The organism is Streptococcus sp. HMSC10A01, assembly GCF_001807785.1.
Classification (GTDB): domain Bacteria; phylum Bacillota; class Bacilli; order Lactobacillales; family Streptococcaceae; genus Streptococcus; species Streptococcus gordonii.
In genome coordinates, this window is the sequence record NZ_KV790977.1 from 32,006 (window position 1) to 45,944 (window position 13,939).

Below are 13,939 nucleotides of genomic sequence, written 5' to 3' on the forward strand. Positions count from 1 at the left end.
AAAGGGTTTAAATATGACATTTTCATTTGACACAGCTGCGGCTCAAGGCGCAATCATTAAAGTAATTGGTGTCGGCGGTGGCGGTGGTAACGCTATTAACCGCATGATTGACGAAGGTGTTGCTGGCGTTGAGTTTATCGCTGCCAATACAGATGTTCAAGCGTTGAGTAGTACAAAAGCAGAAACAGTTATCCAGCTTGGTCCAAAATTAACACGTGGACTTGGTGCTGGAGGACAGCCTGAAGTAGGTCGTAAAGCTGCTGAAGAGAGTGAAGAAGTATTGACAGAAGCTCTTTCAGGAGCAGATATGGTCTTCATTACGGCTGGTATGGGCGGAGGTTCCGGTACTGGAGCCGCTCCGGTTATTGCTCGTATAGCAAAAGGTTTGGGAGCTTTGACTGTTGCAGTTGTAACTCGCCCATTTGGCTTTGAAGGAAGCAAACGCGGTAATTTTGCAATTGAAGGAATCAATGAGCTTCGCGAGCATGTTGATACTCTTTTGATTATTTCAAATAATAACTTACTTGAGATTGTTGATAAGAAAACACCTCTTCTTGAGGCTTTGAGTGAAGCTGACAATGTTCTTCGCCAAGGTGTCCAAGGTATCACTGATTTGATTACTAGTCCTGGTCTGATTAATCTTGACTTCGCAGATGTTAAGACTGTTATGGCTGATAAGGGTAATGCCTTGATGGGTATCGGTATTGGTAGTGGCGAGGAGCGTGTGATTGAAGCTGCTCGTAAAGCAATTTACTCACCACTTCTTGAAACAACTATTGATGGTGCTGAAGACGTGATTGTCAACGTTACTGGTGGTCTGGATATGACATTGATTGAGGCTGAAGAGGCTTCTGAAATTGTAAATCAAGCTGCTGGACACGGAGTAAACATCTGGTTGGGTACTTCAATTGATGAAAGTATGCGTGATGAAATTCGCGTGACTGTGGTTGCCACAGGTGTTCGTCAGGATCGTGTTGAAAAAGTTAGCGGTATTCGTTCGCCAAAACGTTCACATAACGAGCCTGTTCGCGAAACTCGTAGTCATCATTCTTATGATAGAAATTTCGATTTGACTGAAACAGTTGAAATTCCAAAAACTACTCGTCAACAGCCAGAGAAAAAACAAACTTCAGCTTTCGGTGAGTGGGATTTGCGCCGTGACAATATTGTCCGTGAAACACAAGGTGGTTCTAAGTCAACTGTAGAAAGATATACAGATAGTTCATCTGATGACGATGAATTAGAAACACCTCCGTTTTTTAGAAATCGCTAAAAATGGATTTACAAAAAAATAAGGATCAAGTTTTTGCAGCAGTAGCGGAAGCTACTCGAAAGGCAAATCGTCCTGAAAATTCAGTAAGTATTGTAGCTGTCACCAAGTATGTTGACAGCTCTACTGCTAAAGAGCTGGTAAAAACAGGAGTAAAACATATTGGTGAAAACCGAGTAGATAAATTCCTAGAAAAATACCAGTATTTAAGGGACGAAGAGTTGACTTGGCATTTAATAGGGACGCTTCAGCGTAGAAAAGTTAAAGAAGTTATTAACTATGTTGATTATTTCCATGCTTTAGATTCTCTCAAACTAGCCGAGGAAATTGAAAAGCGAGCAGAACATACTATCAAATGCTTCTTGCAAGTCAATGTGTCTGGTGAAGAAAGCAAGCATGGTTTTGCGGTGAATGAGATAGAAGCTGTTTTACCTGCTTTAGAAAAACTTGAACATATCGAAATAGTGGGGATTATGACTATGGCTCCCATAGACGCTGGAGAAGAAGACTTAGAAAAAATATTCCAAGCGACCCACGAACTTCAGAAAAAATTACAAAATAAACAAATAACTAATATGCCCTTTTCTGAGATCAGTATGGGAATGAGTCGAGATTTTGCAACTGCAATTGCTAACGGGTCAACATTTGTGAGAATAGGGACATCATTTTTTAAATAGGGAAGAACCATGTCATTAAAAGATAGATTCGATAAATTTATAGAATATTTTACAGAAGACGGTGATGACGTACAGGTTGCAGAATCTAGAGTCCAGCAACAAGCAGTAAAGCCATCTAATTCACGTCCTGCTCAGCAGGAACCGGTTAGAGATATTAAACAGCCTCGTTTAGTGTCTAGCTCGTCTCAACATGTGACTAATACACCGTCATCTAATGAGAATATTACACGTTTGCATGCTCGTCAACAAGAGTTGGCTCAAAACCATTCAGTTGCGACTTCAGAAAAAGTAACGATTGATGTTCGTTATCCTAAAAAATATGAAGATGCACCTGCAATTGTAGACTTGCTTCTCGCAAATGAAAGTGTTTTGATTGATTTCCAGTATATGACTGAAGTGCAAGCACGTCGCTGTATTGATTACTTGGATGGCGCTAAGCAAGTCCTGATGGGGAATCTCAGAAGAGTTTCTGGCACTATGTACCTCTTGACTCCAGTAAATGTCGTCGTGAATATCGAGGATATTAAATTGCCTGATGGCGTGCATAGTGAATTTGATTTTGACATGAAGCGCAGATAAGATGTTATTTATTATAAACTTTATCTTATTATCAGCGAGAATTCTTTCGCTGATTCTTGTTGCATATGCTCTTATGTCATGGTTTCCTGGTGCTTATCAGACGTCTCTAGGACAACTCGTTCTAAGAATTTCAGAATCTATCTTGAAACCTTTCCGTCGTCTACCACTTCAGTTTGCTGGTTTGGATTGGACAGTTTATGTTGCTGTACTCTGTATCCATTTCGGTAGTCAGTGGCTTGTTCAGATTTTGCTCTCGGTACTTGCATGACAAGGGAACATAAAGAAATCTTTCAACACTATTCTGCGGAAGATCATGCTTTCCTAGATAAAAGTTTGGAATTGATTCAGCGGGTTGAGAATACTTACAGCCTAGAGGTTACTTCTTTTATTAATCCTCATCAGGCTGAAATTCTTGAAAGTCTTGCGAACAAATATCAATTACAAACTTTTGTCAGTAGTGACTATTTTCCTAGTGAATGGGTCAGGGTAATAATTGCACCTTCCTATTACCAATTAGATAAAGAAGATTTTGATTTGACCTTGCTTGAAATTGTCTATCCTAGTAAATTTCAGCAACTAACTCATTCTCAAATCTTTGGGACTTTGATGAACCGATTAGGATTGGATCGTCGAACTTTTGGTGATATTCTGGTGGAAAAGGATAGGGCTCAGGTTCTAGTAGATAAAAGGTTTACTCAATTTTTTATAGATCATATCTCTAAAATTGCTAAAACTCCTGTTAAACTAAAAGAAGTTGGCTTTGAGAGGCTTTTACGAGTGCAAGAGGCTCAGGTTTCTAAAGAGATTCTTGCTTCGAGTATGAGATTGGACAAATTGATTGCTAGTAGCTTTAAACTATCTCGGAATGATGCCTCCCAGTTGATTTTTGGGAAACACGTGAAAGTAAACTATTCTATTATTGATAATCCCAGTTATTTAGTTGGATTAAATGATTTGATTAGTGTCCGTAGATTTGGAAGATTTAAAATAGTAAAAGAAAATGGCTTCTCTAAGAATGGGAAGCATAAATTAACGATTCAAATACAATCTAGTAAATGAGGAAAAAATATGGCTCTTACATCATTAGAAATTAAAGATAAATCCTTTAGTACGAAATTTAGAGGTTACAATGTTGAGGAAGTAGACGAATTTCTTGATATTGTCGTTCGCGATTACGAGGACTTGGTTCGTGAAAATCATAATAAAGATGCACGCATTAAGAACTTGGAAGAGCGTTTAACTTATTTTGATGAGATGAAAGATTCTCTTAGTCAGTCTGTTTTAATAGCACAAGACACTGCTGAAAAGCTTAAACAGGCTTCTCAAGAAAGATCTGATAATATCATGCGCCAGGCTGATCAAGAAGCGCAACATCTTTTAGACCATGCTAAGTTCAAGGCAAACGAAATTTTACGCCAAGCAACTGATAACGCTAAAAAAGTTGCGATAGAAACAGAAGAGCTGAAAAATAAGGCTCGTGTCTTCCATCAACGTCTTAAGTCAACCATTGAAAGTCAATTGAGCATTGTTGATTCATCTGAATGGGAAGAAATTCTTCGCCCGACAGCAACTTATCTCCAAACAAGTGATGATGCATTCAAAGAAGTTATTCAAGAGGCGCTTGGTCAAACAATGACGCCTTATGTAGATGACGAATCTGAAGTAACTCGTCAATTTTCACCAGAAGAGATGGCTGACTTACAGCAACGAATTGCTGAGTCAGATGGTGACTTGTCTGAGACAAGAGTTATGGAGGCTGTTCCAGAATTGACAGAAGAAAAAACTTCTGAACCTGTTGATATCCTATAAGAAAAACTGTAAAAACACAAATTAACTAATATATTCCTAGCGAGCAAGTGATGGTGTAAGACTTGCAATCTCTATTAGTTGATTTATCATTTTACAATATCGTATTTGAAATTAGTAAAATGCGACGTTTCTTCCACGTTACGGAAAAAGAGGGATAGAAATAGTTAGTGGCTATTTTCTATCTAAACAAAGGTGGTACCACGATTTTCGTCCTTTTTGCGAGTCGTGGTTTTTATTTTGTCATTATAAATTAAAGGAGAAACAATGAAACTTAAAGAAACCCTTAATCTTGGGAAAACAGACTTTCCAATGCGTGCTGGTCTTCCAACTAAAGAACCAGTTTGGCAAAAAGAATGGGAAGAAGCAAAACTTTACCAACGTCGTCAAGAATTGAACCAAGGAAAACCGCATTTCACCTTGCATGATGGACCTCCGTATGCAAACGGAAATATCCACGTTGGACACGCGATGAACAAGATTTCTAAAGATATTATTGTTCGTTCGAAGTCTATGTCTGGATTTTACGCTCCTTATATCCCCGGTTGGGATACACATGGTCTTCCAATCGAGCAGGTATTGGCAAAACAGGGTGTTAAACGCAAAGAAATGGACTTGGTTGAGTACTTGAAACTTTGCCGTGAGTATGCTCTTTCTCAAGTTGATAAACAACGAGAAGACTTTAAACGTTTGGGTGTTTCTGGTGACTGGGAAAATCCATATGTTACCTTGACGCCAGACTATGAAGCGGCTCAAATCCGTGTCTTCGGTGAAATGGCTAAAAAAGGTTATATCTACCGCGGTGCTAAGCCGGTTTACTGGTCATGGTCATCTGAGTCAGCCCTTGCTGAAGCAGAAATTGAATACCATGACTTGCTTTCAACATCCCTTTACTATGCTAACCGCGTCAAAGACGGAAAAGGTGTGCTTGATACAGATACTTATATCGTTGTCTGGACAACAACTCCATTTACCATCACAGCTTCTCGTGGTTTGACAGTTGGAGCAGATATTGATTACGTTTTGGTCCAACCTGCTGGTGAAGATCGTAAGTTTTTGGTTGCTGCAGAGTTGTTGACTAGTTTGTCTGAGAAATTTGGTTGGGCTGATGTGCAAGTCTTGGCGACCTATCGTGGTCAAGAATTGAACCACATTGTGACAGTCCACCCATGGGATACAGCTGTAGATGAGTTGGTGATCCTTGGTGACCACGTTACGACTGACTCTGGTACTGGTATTGTCCATACAGCCCCTGGTTTTGGTGAGGACGACTACAATGTCGGTGTTGCCAATGGTCTTGAAGTTGCTGTAACAGTTAACGAACGCGGTATTATGATGGAAAATGCTGGTCCTGACTTTGCAGGTCAGTTCTACGACAAGGTGGTACCAACTGTTATCGAAAAACTGGGCGACCTTCTCCTTGCTCAAGAAGAAATCTCCCACTCATACCCATTTGACTGGCGTACGAAAAAACCAATCATCTGGCGTGCAGTGCCACAATGGTTTGCCTCAGTTTCAAAATTCCGCCAAGAAATCTTGGACGAAATTGAAAAAGTGAAATTCCACTCAGAATGGGGTAAAGTGCGTCTTTACAATATGATTCGTGACCGTGGCGACTGGGTTATCTCTCGTCAACGTGCTTGGGGAGTTCCACTTCCTATCTTCTATACTGAAGACGGAACACCAATCATGACAGCTGAAACGATTGAGCACGTGGCTCAACTCTTTGAGGAACACGGTTCTATCATCTGGTGGGAACGTGAGGCTAAAGACCTCTTGCCAGAAGGATTTACCCATCCAGGTTCACCAAATGGTGAGTTCAAGAAAGAAACAGACATCATGGACGTATGGTTTGACTCAGGTTCGTCATGGAATGGAGTAGTGGTCAACCGTCCAGAACTCAAATACCCAGCTGACCTCTACCTTGAAGGTTCTGACCAATACCGTGGTTGGTTTAATTCATCACTCATCACATCCGTTGCCAACCATGGCGTAGCACCATACAAACAAATCTTGTCACAAGGATTTGCCCTTGACGGTAAAGGTGAGAAGATGTCTAAATCTCTTGGAAATACCATTGCTCCAAGTGATGTTGAAAAACAATTTGGTGCGGAAATCTTGCGTCTCTGGGTAACAAGTGTTGACTCAAGCAACGACGTACGTATCTCTATGGATATCTTGAGCCAAGTCTCTGAAACTTACCGTAAGATTCGTAACACTCTTCGTTTCTTGATTGCTAATACATCTGACTTTAACCCAGCTGAGGTCGCAGTAGCTTACGATGAGCTCCGTTCAGTTGATAAGTACATGACTGTTCGCTTTAATCAGCTTGTTAAGACTATTCGTAATGCCTATGCAGACTTTGAATTCTTGACAATCTACAAGGCCTTGGTGAACTTTATCAACGTTGACTTGTCAGCCTTCTACCTTGACTTCGCTAAAGACGTTGTTTACATTGAAGGTGCCAAATCACTCGAACGCCGTCAAATGCAGACTGTTTTCTATGATATTCTTGTGAAAATCACCAAACTCTTGACACCAATCCTGCCTCACACAGCGGAAGAAATCTGGTCATATCTTGAGTTTGAAGCAGAAGACTTTGTTCAATTGTCAGAATTGCCAGAAGCGGAAACTTTTGCTAATCAAGAAGAAATCTTGGATACATGGGCAGCCTTCATGGACTTCCGTGGACAGGCTCAAAAAGCCTTGGAAGAGGCACGTAATGCCAAAGTAATCGGTAAATCACTCGAAGCACACTTGACAGTTTACCCAAATGAAGTGGTGAAAACTCTTCTTGGAGCAGTGGACAGCAATGTGGCTCAACTTTTGATCGTGTCTGAATTGACCATCGCAGAAGGACCAGCTCCAGAAGGCGCAGTTAGCTTCGAAGACGTAACCTTTACAGTTGAACGCGCTACAGGTGAAGTTTGTGACCGTTGTCGTCGTATTGATCCAACTACTGCTGAACGTAGCTACCATGCAGTTATCTGTGACCACTGTGCAAGCATTGTAGAAGAAAACTTTACAGATGCGGTCGCAGAAGGATTTGAGACAAAATAATTAATTCTTAAAACAATAAAAACGGCTTTGCCTTTAAATGGCACGCCGTTTTTATATAAACTAATTCTATTTTATATTGTTGGATATTGGAATAAAATCCATAGTTGTATTTGCAACTATAGTGCGCTATACTAGATTATAATCTAGGAGTGCTTATTTTAGATAAAATGTTTTGGAGCTGAAAGAGTTCTGAAGAGGTCAGTTGCTGCAGCGCCTGACTGGCGTAGCTATTTTCAAAGCCAATCAGTTGGTCATAGAGTTTGAGAGCCTGACTACTAGGATAGAGCTCTTTGAATTTCTTATTTTGAGCTTTGGTCTTTTTGATAATCAAGCCTCTATCTTCCAGCTTTCGGAGAGAGCGGCTGAGAGTAGTCTTGTCAATCTGAACCATCTCTGCTAGTTGTGATTGGCTCAGCCCTTCATTTTCGACGATGCGAATGAGCAGTAGAAACAAATTATTGTCTAGGCCGTAGTTACTAGCTTTCTGATTCATTTTCATCATGGCTTGTCTGGAAATAAATTCCATTTGTCGAAAAAGTTGACGGTAGTCCATAGGAACTCCTTGATAGTTGCATTTGCATTTATTATACATTAAAAAGATAGAGGAAACAAGTATGTGGTTTAGGAAAAAATTAACAGAGCTGAATTCGATAGAATTTTATCAAATCTTAAAACTGCGCATCGATACCTTTGTGGTGGAGCAGGAGCGCAGTTATCATGAACTGGATGACAAGGACCTAGAAGCCGTGCATGTTTTCCATACTAATAAAGACGGAGAGATTGACGCTTATGCTCGTGTCTTTGTAGAGGATGAACATCTAGTCTTTGGTCGAGTTGTTACAGCCAAATCTAGTCGAGGAAAAGGCTTAGGAGGACAGCTTATCAGAGAAATTCTGAGTTTCTGTGCCGAAAAATGGCAGGAAAGGAAATTAAAATTGAGGCACAAGAACAAGTTGTTGAACTCTATGAGAAATACGGCTTTGAGGCAGTTGGTCAGCCCTTTCTATTTGAGTCAACACCTCACCTTACCATGGTTTATAAGGCAGATTAAGTTGTTATAAAAGAATAAAAAAATAAGCTTAAGAGCTTATTTTAATGGAATTGAAATTTCAATGAGTTTGTCAGCGTAGATTGTTTGAATACCGGCAGTATCAATCGCTTTTGTATCTATTTTTCTTTTGAGGAAGAAGTCACGAATTTTTTCAATTTCTTGTTCACGCACTGCACGGTGTGTATTTGCAATCAGTATTTCATAATGCTTGGGTGCTTGGGTAAAGACAACATCGGTATTACCAGCTGAGTAAGTCTCAACTAAAGTGGCATCAGTACTTTCAAGCTGACTTTGAATGAGAACCGCATGGCTATTAGTTGTATTGATAAGCTTCATAAGATCTCCTCCTGTATGATGATCTACTATTAATTATAACACTTATGCGATGAATTGTGAAATATCCTACGAAGTTATAGATGAAAAAATTGGCAGAATTATTTTGCTTGATGCTCCATTTTCCACATCTCTACACCCCATTTATGGCTCCCTCTTTTTAGTTTATCAATTGCTTCATCGATTGGAAACCAAGCAAGTTGATTGAAGTCTTCTAGTGGTTTTTGAGACTGCTCAAATGAAGTGATTTCGTAAATGTAAGCTGGATTGTAGAAGTATCGGTCTCGATGTCTTGAGTAAAAATATTCATCCGCTTGACCATAATATTTTCCAACTTTAGCGGTAAATCCCAATTCTTCTATTAATTCCCGCTCTAAGGCAGATAGGTGATCTTCACCTGCTTCAATTTCTCCTCCTGGAAGAAACCAAGCCCCATTAGGAGCCTGAACAAGGATGATCTTATCATTTTCTTGGTTAGGAATGACTGCGTAAACACCATATCTATTACTGTATTCAACGCCTTCTTTTTTTTGTCCAAATGTCGCTATTGCCATATTGAATCCTTCCCTTCTTTTACTAATATCATAAAGCAGAAAGCACTGTCTGTCAAGGTTTACTGTATAGGAAAGTTAAAAAGAAAGTAGCCGAAATATCTTATTTTAATCTCTTACTTGAGATGTGTTACAATAGGTTTAAGGTAAGGAAGTGAAATTATGACAACTCATCGTTTATTTAGAATTTTATATTGTTTATTAGAAAAAGAGAGAGTCACTGCCCCAGAACTTGCTCAGAAAATGGAAGTATCAGTACGTACAATTTATCGAGATATAGACCGTCTAAGTGGAGCAGGTGTCCCAATATATTGCAACCCGGGAAAAGGTGGAGGAATTTTTCTAATGAACTCTTTCGTTTTAGATAAAAGCCTGTTATCAGAAGCAGAAAGAGAAGATGTACTCTTATCACTTCAGGGATTGGAGGCTTTAAAAGGTGAAAGCCAAGCTCTAGAGAAGTTAAAAAATCTTTTTCAAGCGAGCACAGAAAACTGGATTCGTGTTGATTTTACAGATTGGCGAAATCAGAAATATCAAGCAGATCTTTTTGACATAATTAAACAAGCGATTTTCCAAAAATGCTTGATCAGTTTCCTCTATAGGGGTCAGGAGAAAGAAGGAACTCGAATGGTTGAGCCTCTGCAATTGCTCTTTAAAAGTCAGGCTTGGTATCTATATGGTTTTTGTAGGAAGAAGCAAGATTTTCGCCTTTTTAAACTAAGCAGAGTCAGTCAATGTCAGATATTGCCGGAAACATTTGAAAGAAAAACAGTCCAACTGGCCATCAATAAAGAGAAGGTGAAGGAAGAACTTGTTAGCCTTATATTAAAATTCGACAAAAGTCAGGCTTTTCGTGTCTATGAAGAATTTTCTGGTCAAATTAGACAGGACCCCGATGGCAATTTACTAGTAGAAACGGAATTTCCAAAACACAGTAGTTTGTATTCTTATCTTTTATCTTTTTTGGATAGTGTTGAGGTGTTAGAGCCACTTGAAGTTCGGCAAGAGCTTGCCCAAATTGTTAAAACTATTTCACAAAAATACAAAACCTGACAGATCCTGTCAGGTTTTTCTTGCTATACTATAGATAGAAAGAAGAAAGGAGTAAACATATGAAATACGAATGGAGAAAAGCAGAGAAAAGCTTATACGGTGTGAAGGCGAGTCCGAAAGTAGTTGAGGTTCCTGAACAGTCCTTTATCATGCTTGATGGGACAGGGAATCCCAATCTTCCTGGTTTTGCAGAAGAAGTTTCAGCTCTCTATGCTTTGGCTTATGCCATAAAAATGGATTATAAAAAATCTCATGCCAATCAAGAAATTCAAGACTTTACGGTTTACCCTCTTGAGGGGATTTGGCTGCAAAAAGAGCAAGGAGAACTGGTCAAAGAAGAGTTGATTTATACTATTATGATTGCCCAGCCAAGTTTTATCAGTAAAGAAATGGTAGAAGAGGCGCTTGAGAAAGTTAAGGTAAAAAAAACAAATGCTCATTATGAAAAGATTCGTTTTGAGACTATCAAAGAAGGAAAATGTTTGACCATGCTTCACCTTGGTTCTTTTGATAGTGAACCCCTTTCTTTTGCAAAAATGGATGCATTTTGTAAAGAAAATTCCCTGAATAGAAGATTTCCTTTTCATAGAGAAATATACTTAAATAATCTTAACAGAACTTCTCTAGATAAGTTGAAAACGATCCTTCGCTACCAGGTAGAATAAAAGAAATCTCCAGCCTAAAATATTAGACTGGGGATTTTAATTCTCTATCATTAATCTGAGCTTGTGCTGATGTCAGTTGTTTAATCAAGCTCAGCTTTCTGTTTACCCTTAATTATAATCTTGCCATTGCTAGTCATGATTGCTTTTAAATCCTTATCTGTCGGATGTTCTAAGTAATAGTCCGTAATAGCATCTTCAATATGGTCTTGAATAGTTCGGCGGAGTGGTCGTGCCCCCATCTTAGGATCGTAGCCCAGATCAACCAGTTTTTCCTTGACTTTAGTTGTTACATCTAGATGAATATCGTTGCTAGCGAGTCGATTATTAACATCTTCCAGCATTAGATCCACAATCTGTAAGAGATTATCCTTGCTTAATGCCTTGAATTCAATAATACCATCAAATCGATTCATGAATTCTGGACTAAAGAAGTTACCTAACTCACCTAAGACAGAATTTGTCCGACCTTCTCGAGCAGCACCAAAGCCAACGCTAGCTTCAACTTTTCCAGTTCCTGCATTGGAAGTCATGATAATAATGGTATCTTTGAAGCTGACTGTTCGACCTTGTCCATCAGTCAAACGTCCATCATCTAGGACTTGTAAGAACATATGCATGACATCTGGATGAGCTTTTTCCACCTCATCTAGGAGAATGAGTGAGTATGGATTACGACGAACACGTTCAGTCAACTGTCCGGCTTCTTCATAGCCAACGTAGCCTGGAGGTGCTCCCACAAGTTTGGCAACGCTATGTTTTTCCATGTATTCGCTCATATCAAAACGAATCATGCTATCGGCAGAGCCAAAAAGTTCGATGGCCAATTGTTTGGAAAGTTCAGTTTTTCCGACACCTGTCGGTCCAACAAAAAGGAAACTTCCGATTGGCCGGTTTGGACTGCCTAATCCCACACGATTACGACGGATGGCTTTTGCAATCTTATCAACAGCATCATCCTGCCCAATGACATGAGACTTCAAATCACTGGCTAAATGAATAAGCTGAGACTGCTCTTTTTCCTTCAAATCCCCAACAGGAATATTTGTTTTTTGCTCGACAATAGCTTCGATCTCCTTCTCACTGATGATAGGAGTATCTTGTTCATCTATTTTAGCATTTTGCATTTCCTTATATTTGGCAATTTGGTCGCGGAAGTAGGCTGCTTTTTCGTAATCTTCATCGCGAGTGGCCTGGGTTTTAAGGTTTTCAGCCTCTATCAAGCGTTTGTCAATTTCCTTTGGATCGACAAAATTGAGGGTTAGGTTCATCTTAGAGCCTGATTCATCCAAAAGATCGATAGCTTTATCAGGAAGGAAACGGTCCTGAATATAACGATTAGATAGGATGGCTGCAGCTTCAATAGCCTCATCTGTGTAGCGAACATGGTGGTAATCTTCGTATTTCTTTTGAATTCCCTTTAGAATTGTGATCGTTTCTTCTACAGTTGGTTCATCTACTTTGACTGGTTGCATCCGTCTTTCTAAAGCTGCATCTTTTTCAATGATACGATATTCATTGAGAGTAGTAGCTCCGACCAGTTGAAGTTCACCTCGAGCAAGAGCAGGTTTGAGAATATTTCCAGCATCCATATTACCGTCGCCCGCAGAGCCAGCTCCAACAATTTCATGGATTTCATCAATAAAGAGAATGATGTCATTGCGATTGCGAATCTCATCCATGAGTTTTTGCATTCGTTCTTCAAATTGTCCACGAATACCAGTTCCTTGAACAAGGCTGACAACATCAAGTCGAATGACTTCTTTTCCTTGCAGTTTTTGAGGAACGTCACTATCGACTATTTTCTGTGCCAAGCCCTCTACAACAGCAGTCTTCCCGACACCAGGTTCGCCAATAAGGACTGGATTATTCTTAGTTCGGCGATTGAGAATTTCTATAACACGACGAATTTCATCATCTCGTCCAATCACTGGATCAATATCACCACGTCGAGCAATTTCTGTAACGTTAATCCCAAACTCTTCCAAAAGACCTTTTGGTTTATTGGAGGCTGACTGAGGACGCTGGTTGTTAGAACCAGGACCATAGTTGCCCCCTCCATAACTACCACCTGACTGAGTTGGAGGTGTAGAATCCTTTGGTCCTTGGAAATTCCCCAGATGATTAAAGAAATCATCAAAAGAATCCATATTATGATTATTCATGTTCGTCAATCCACCCAAAAGAGAGTTATTTGGATCAGTTTTCATAATCTGATAGCAATTTTGACAGAGGTCAACTTGTTGTTTTTTACCATTTAAATTAGTGTATAAATGAATGGTAGATTCATTGATTTTACAGTTTTGACAAAGCATATTTTTACCTCTTTCTTGGCAAATTATAAAGAAAAATTATTTGGTCAAAAATAGTCAAACTTTATAATCTCATTATATCAGTATTCTCTATCTTTGCAAGAATAAAGAGTCAAAATCAGTATCTATTTTTCAAATTATTTGGTTTTGTCAAACAAATTTCGTTAAAAAATCACAAAATTTTAAACTTTTATTAGGTGTTCACTTTCTATTTATGGTAAAATAGAAACGATAAAGCAAATAGGAGTACTAAAAATGGAATCACATTTAGTTAGAATTATTAATCGATTAGAAAGTATGGCAAGCGATGGTGGTAGTCTAAAGCGCAACTTCGAACGTGATGGCGTTGTTGTTGCTGAAGTCGCTTACAGTTATGATGAGGAAAATGGATCTGTCTTCACACTCCGTGATGTTGCAGCTCGTGAAACCTTTACTTTTGATAGCATTGACTTGATTGCGATGGAAATCTATGAATTGTTATACTAAGAAGCACACATGAGGTGCTTTTTCTTTTAGCCAAAAGATTAAACTATAGTCTGGTATAAGGAAAATGTATAGGGGGATTAAGTCGTTTTTTGATATAAT

The 13,939-nt window shown here is 39.1% G+C and carries 14 protein-coding genes and 1 pseudogene; 11 read left to right on the forward strand and 4 right to left on the reverse strand.

The features are described 5' to 3' along the window. Positions 1-13 precede the first annotated feature (13 nt). The 7 genes from ftsZ (at position 14) to ileS (ending at position 7,392) form a co-directional block, all read left to right on the forward strand. Complete coding sequence (gene ftsZ / locus HMPREF3108_RS06450; protein ID WP_070493924.1) at positions 14-1,273, forward strand: cell division protein FtsZ; 1,260 nt, start codon at positions 14-16, stop codon at positions 1,271-1,273. 2 nt (positions 1,274-1,275) lie between these two features. Further along, complete coding sequence (locus HMPREF3108_RS06455) at positions 1,276-1,947, forward strand: YggS family pyridoxal phosphate-dependent enzyme (protein WP_070493927.1); 672 nt, start codon at positions 1,276-1,278, stop codon at positions 1,945-1,947. Positions 1,948-1,956: 9 nt separating this feature from the next. Next, the gene (locus HMPREF3108_RS06460) at positions 1,957-2,526 is read left to right on the forward strand and encodes a cell division protein SepF (RefSeq protein ID WP_008809103.1); all 570 of its coding nucleotides are present in this window, start codon (positions 1,957-1,959) and stop codon (positions 2,524-2,526) included. Between the two features lies 1 nt (position 2,527). Next, on the forward strand, positions 2,528-2,794 hold the full coding sequence (locus HMPREF3108_RS06465; RefSeq protein WP_008809102.1) for a YggT family protein: 267 nt from the start codon (positions 2,528-2,530) through the stop codon (positions 2,792-2,794). Continuing rightward, on the forward strand, positions 2,791-3,585 hold the full coding sequence (locus tag HMPREF3108_RS06470; protein WP_070493930.1) for a YlmH family RNA-binding protein: 795 nt from the start codon (positions 2,791-2,793) through the stop codon (positions 3,583-3,585). The genes HMPREF3108_RS06465 and HMPREF3108_RS06470 overlap by 4 nt, the downstream gene beginning before the upstream one ends. Before the next feature lie 9 nt (positions 3,586-3,594). Beyond that, on the forward strand, positions 3,595-4,335 hold the full coding sequence (locus tag HMPREF3108_RS06475; RefSeq protein WP_012000154.1) for a DivIVA domain-containing protein: 741 nt from the start codon (positions 3,595-3,597) through the stop codon (positions 4,333-4,335). Between the two features lie 264 nt (positions 4,336-4,599). Next, entirely contained in the window at positions 4,600-7,392 is a 2,793-nt protein-coding gene (gene ileS / locus HMPREF3108_RS06480) for an isoleucine--tRNA ligase (RefSeq protein ID WP_070493933.1), read from the forward strand. A 136-nt stretch (positions 7,393-7,528) separates the two neighbouring features. Here the strand turns inward: ileS and HMPREF3108_RS06485 are convergent, their stop codons facing one another. Beyond that, the gene (locus HMPREF3108_RS06485) at positions 7,529-7,984 is read right to left on the reverse strand and encodes a MarR family winged helix-turn-helix transcriptional regulator (protein ID WP_070493936.1); all 456 of its coding nucleotides are present in this window, start codon (positions 7,982-7,984) and stop codon (positions 7,529-7,531) included. Positions 7,985-8,006: 22 nt separating this feature from the next. Between HMPREF3108_RS06485 and HMPREF3108_RS06490 the strand changes: the two are divergent. Further along, positions 8,007-8,443 (forward strand): annotated as a pseudogene (locus HMPREF3108_RS06490) (GNAT family N-acetyltransferase). Between the two features lie 36 nt (positions 8,444-8,479). On the opposite strand, the gene HMPREF3108_RS06495 reads toward HMPREF3108_RS06490, so the two are convergent. Both HMPREF3108_RS06495 and HMPREF3108_RS06500 read right to left on the reverse strand, forming a co-directional pair. After that, positions 8,480-8,779: a DUF1827 family protein gene (locus HMPREF3108_RS06495; protein ID WP_008809096.1), complete on the reverse strand. Its 300-nt coding sequence runs from the start codon at positions 8,777-8,779 to the stop codon at positions 8,480-8,482. 98 nt (positions 8,780-8,877) lie between these two features. Then, positions 8,878-9,330, reverse strand: coding sequence for an NUDIX hydrolase (locus HMPREF3108_RS06500; RefSeq protein ID WP_061602278.1), 453 nt, complete (start codon positions 9,328-9,330; stop codon positions 8,878-8,880). Between the two features lie 159 nt (positions 9,331-9,489). Between HMPREF3108_RS06500 and HMPREF3108_RS06505 the strand changes: the two genes are divergently transcribed. Together HMPREF3108_RS06505 and HMPREF3108_RS06510 are read left to right on the forward strand one after the other, a co-directional pair. After that, the gene (locus tag HMPREF3108_RS06505) at positions 9,490-10,380 is read left to right on the forward strand and encodes a helix-turn-helix transcriptional regulator (protein WP_070493939.1); all 891 of its coding nucleotides are present in this window, start codon (positions 9,490-9,492) and stop codon (positions 10,378-10,380) included. Between the two features lie 59 nt (positions 10,381-10,439). Further along, entirely contained in the window at positions 10,440-11,045 is a 606-nt protein-coding gene (locus HMPREF3108_RS06510) for a GyrI-like domain-containing protein (protein WP_070493942.1), read from the forward strand. Positions 11,046-11,125: 80 nt separating this feature from the next. Here the strand turns inward: HMPREF3108_RS06510 and HMPREF3108_RS06515 are convergent, their stop codons facing one another. Continuing rightward, positions 11,126-13,357, reverse strand: coding sequence for an ATP-dependent Clp protease ATP-binding subunit (locus HMPREF3108_RS06515; RefSeq protein WP_070493946.1), 2,232 nt, complete (start codon positions 13,355-13,357; stop codon positions 11,126-11,128). Between the two features lie 252 nt (positions 13,358-13,609). On the opposite strand from HMPREF3108_RS06515, the gene HMPREF3108_RS06520 reads away from it, so the two are divergent. Next, positions 13,610-13,840 (forward strand): DUF1797 family protein, encoded by a 231-nt coding sequence (locus HMPREF3108_RS06520; RefSeq protein WP_008809091.1) that lies wholly within the window; start codon positions 13,610-13,612, stop codon positions 13,838-13,840. Positions 13,841-13,939 lie beyond the last annotated feature (99 nt).

Coding starts and splice junctions, on each gene's coding strand:
- ftsZ (WP_070493924.1), top strand. CDS start 14: ATGACATTTTCATTTGACACAGCTGCGGCTCAAGGCGCAATCATTAAA.
- HMPREF3108_RS06455 (WP_070493927.1), top strand. CDS start 1,276: ATGGATTTACAAAAAAATAAGGATCAAGTTTTTGCAGCAGTAGCGGAA.
- HMPREF3108_RS06460 (WP_008809103.1), top strand. CDS start 1,957: ATGTCATTAAAAGATAGATTCGATAAATTTATAGAATATTTTACAGAA.
- HMPREF3108_RS06465 (WP_008809102.1), top strand. CDS start 2,528: ATGTTATTTATTATAAACTTTATCTTATTATCAGCGAGAATTCTTTCG.
- HMPREF3108_RS06470 (WP_070493930.1), top strand. CDS start 2,791: ATGACAAGGGAACATAAAGAAATCTTTCAACACTATTCTGCGGAAGAT.
- HMPREF3108_RS06475 (WP_012000154.1), top strand. CDS start 3,595: ATGGCTCTTACATCATTAGAAATTAAAGATAAATCCTTTAGTACGAAA.
- ileS (WP_070493933.1), top strand. CDS start 4,600: ATGAAACTTAAAGAAACCCTTAATCTTGGGAAAACAGACTTTCCAATG.
- HMPREF3108_RS06485 (WP_070493936.1), bottom strand. CDS start 7,984: ATGTATAATAAATGCAAATGCAACTATCAAGGAGTTCCTATGGACTAC.
- HMPREF3108_RS06495 (WP_008809096.1), bottom strand. CDS start 8,779: ATGAAGCTTATCAATACAACTAATAGCCATGCGGTTCTCATTCAAAGT.
- HMPREF3108_RS06500 (WP_061602278.1), bottom strand. CDS start 9,330: ATGGCAATAGCGACATTTGGACAAAAAAAAGAAGGCGTTGAATACAGT.
- HMPREF3108_RS06505 (WP_070493939.1), top strand. CDS start 9,490: ATGACAACTCATCGTTTATTTAGAATTTTATATTGTTTATTAGAAAAA.
- HMPREF3108_RS06510 (WP_070493942.1), top strand. CDS start 10,440: ATGAAATACGAATGGAGAAAAGCAGAGAAAAGCTTATACGGTGTGAAG.
- HMPREF3108_RS06515 (WP_070493946.1), bottom strand. CDS start 13,357: ATGCTTTGTCAAAACTGTAAAATCAATGAATCTACCATTCATTTATAC.
- HMPREF3108_RS06520 (WP_008809091.1), top strand. CDS start 13,610: ATGGAATCACATTTAGTTAGAATTATTAATCGATTAGAAAGTATGGCA.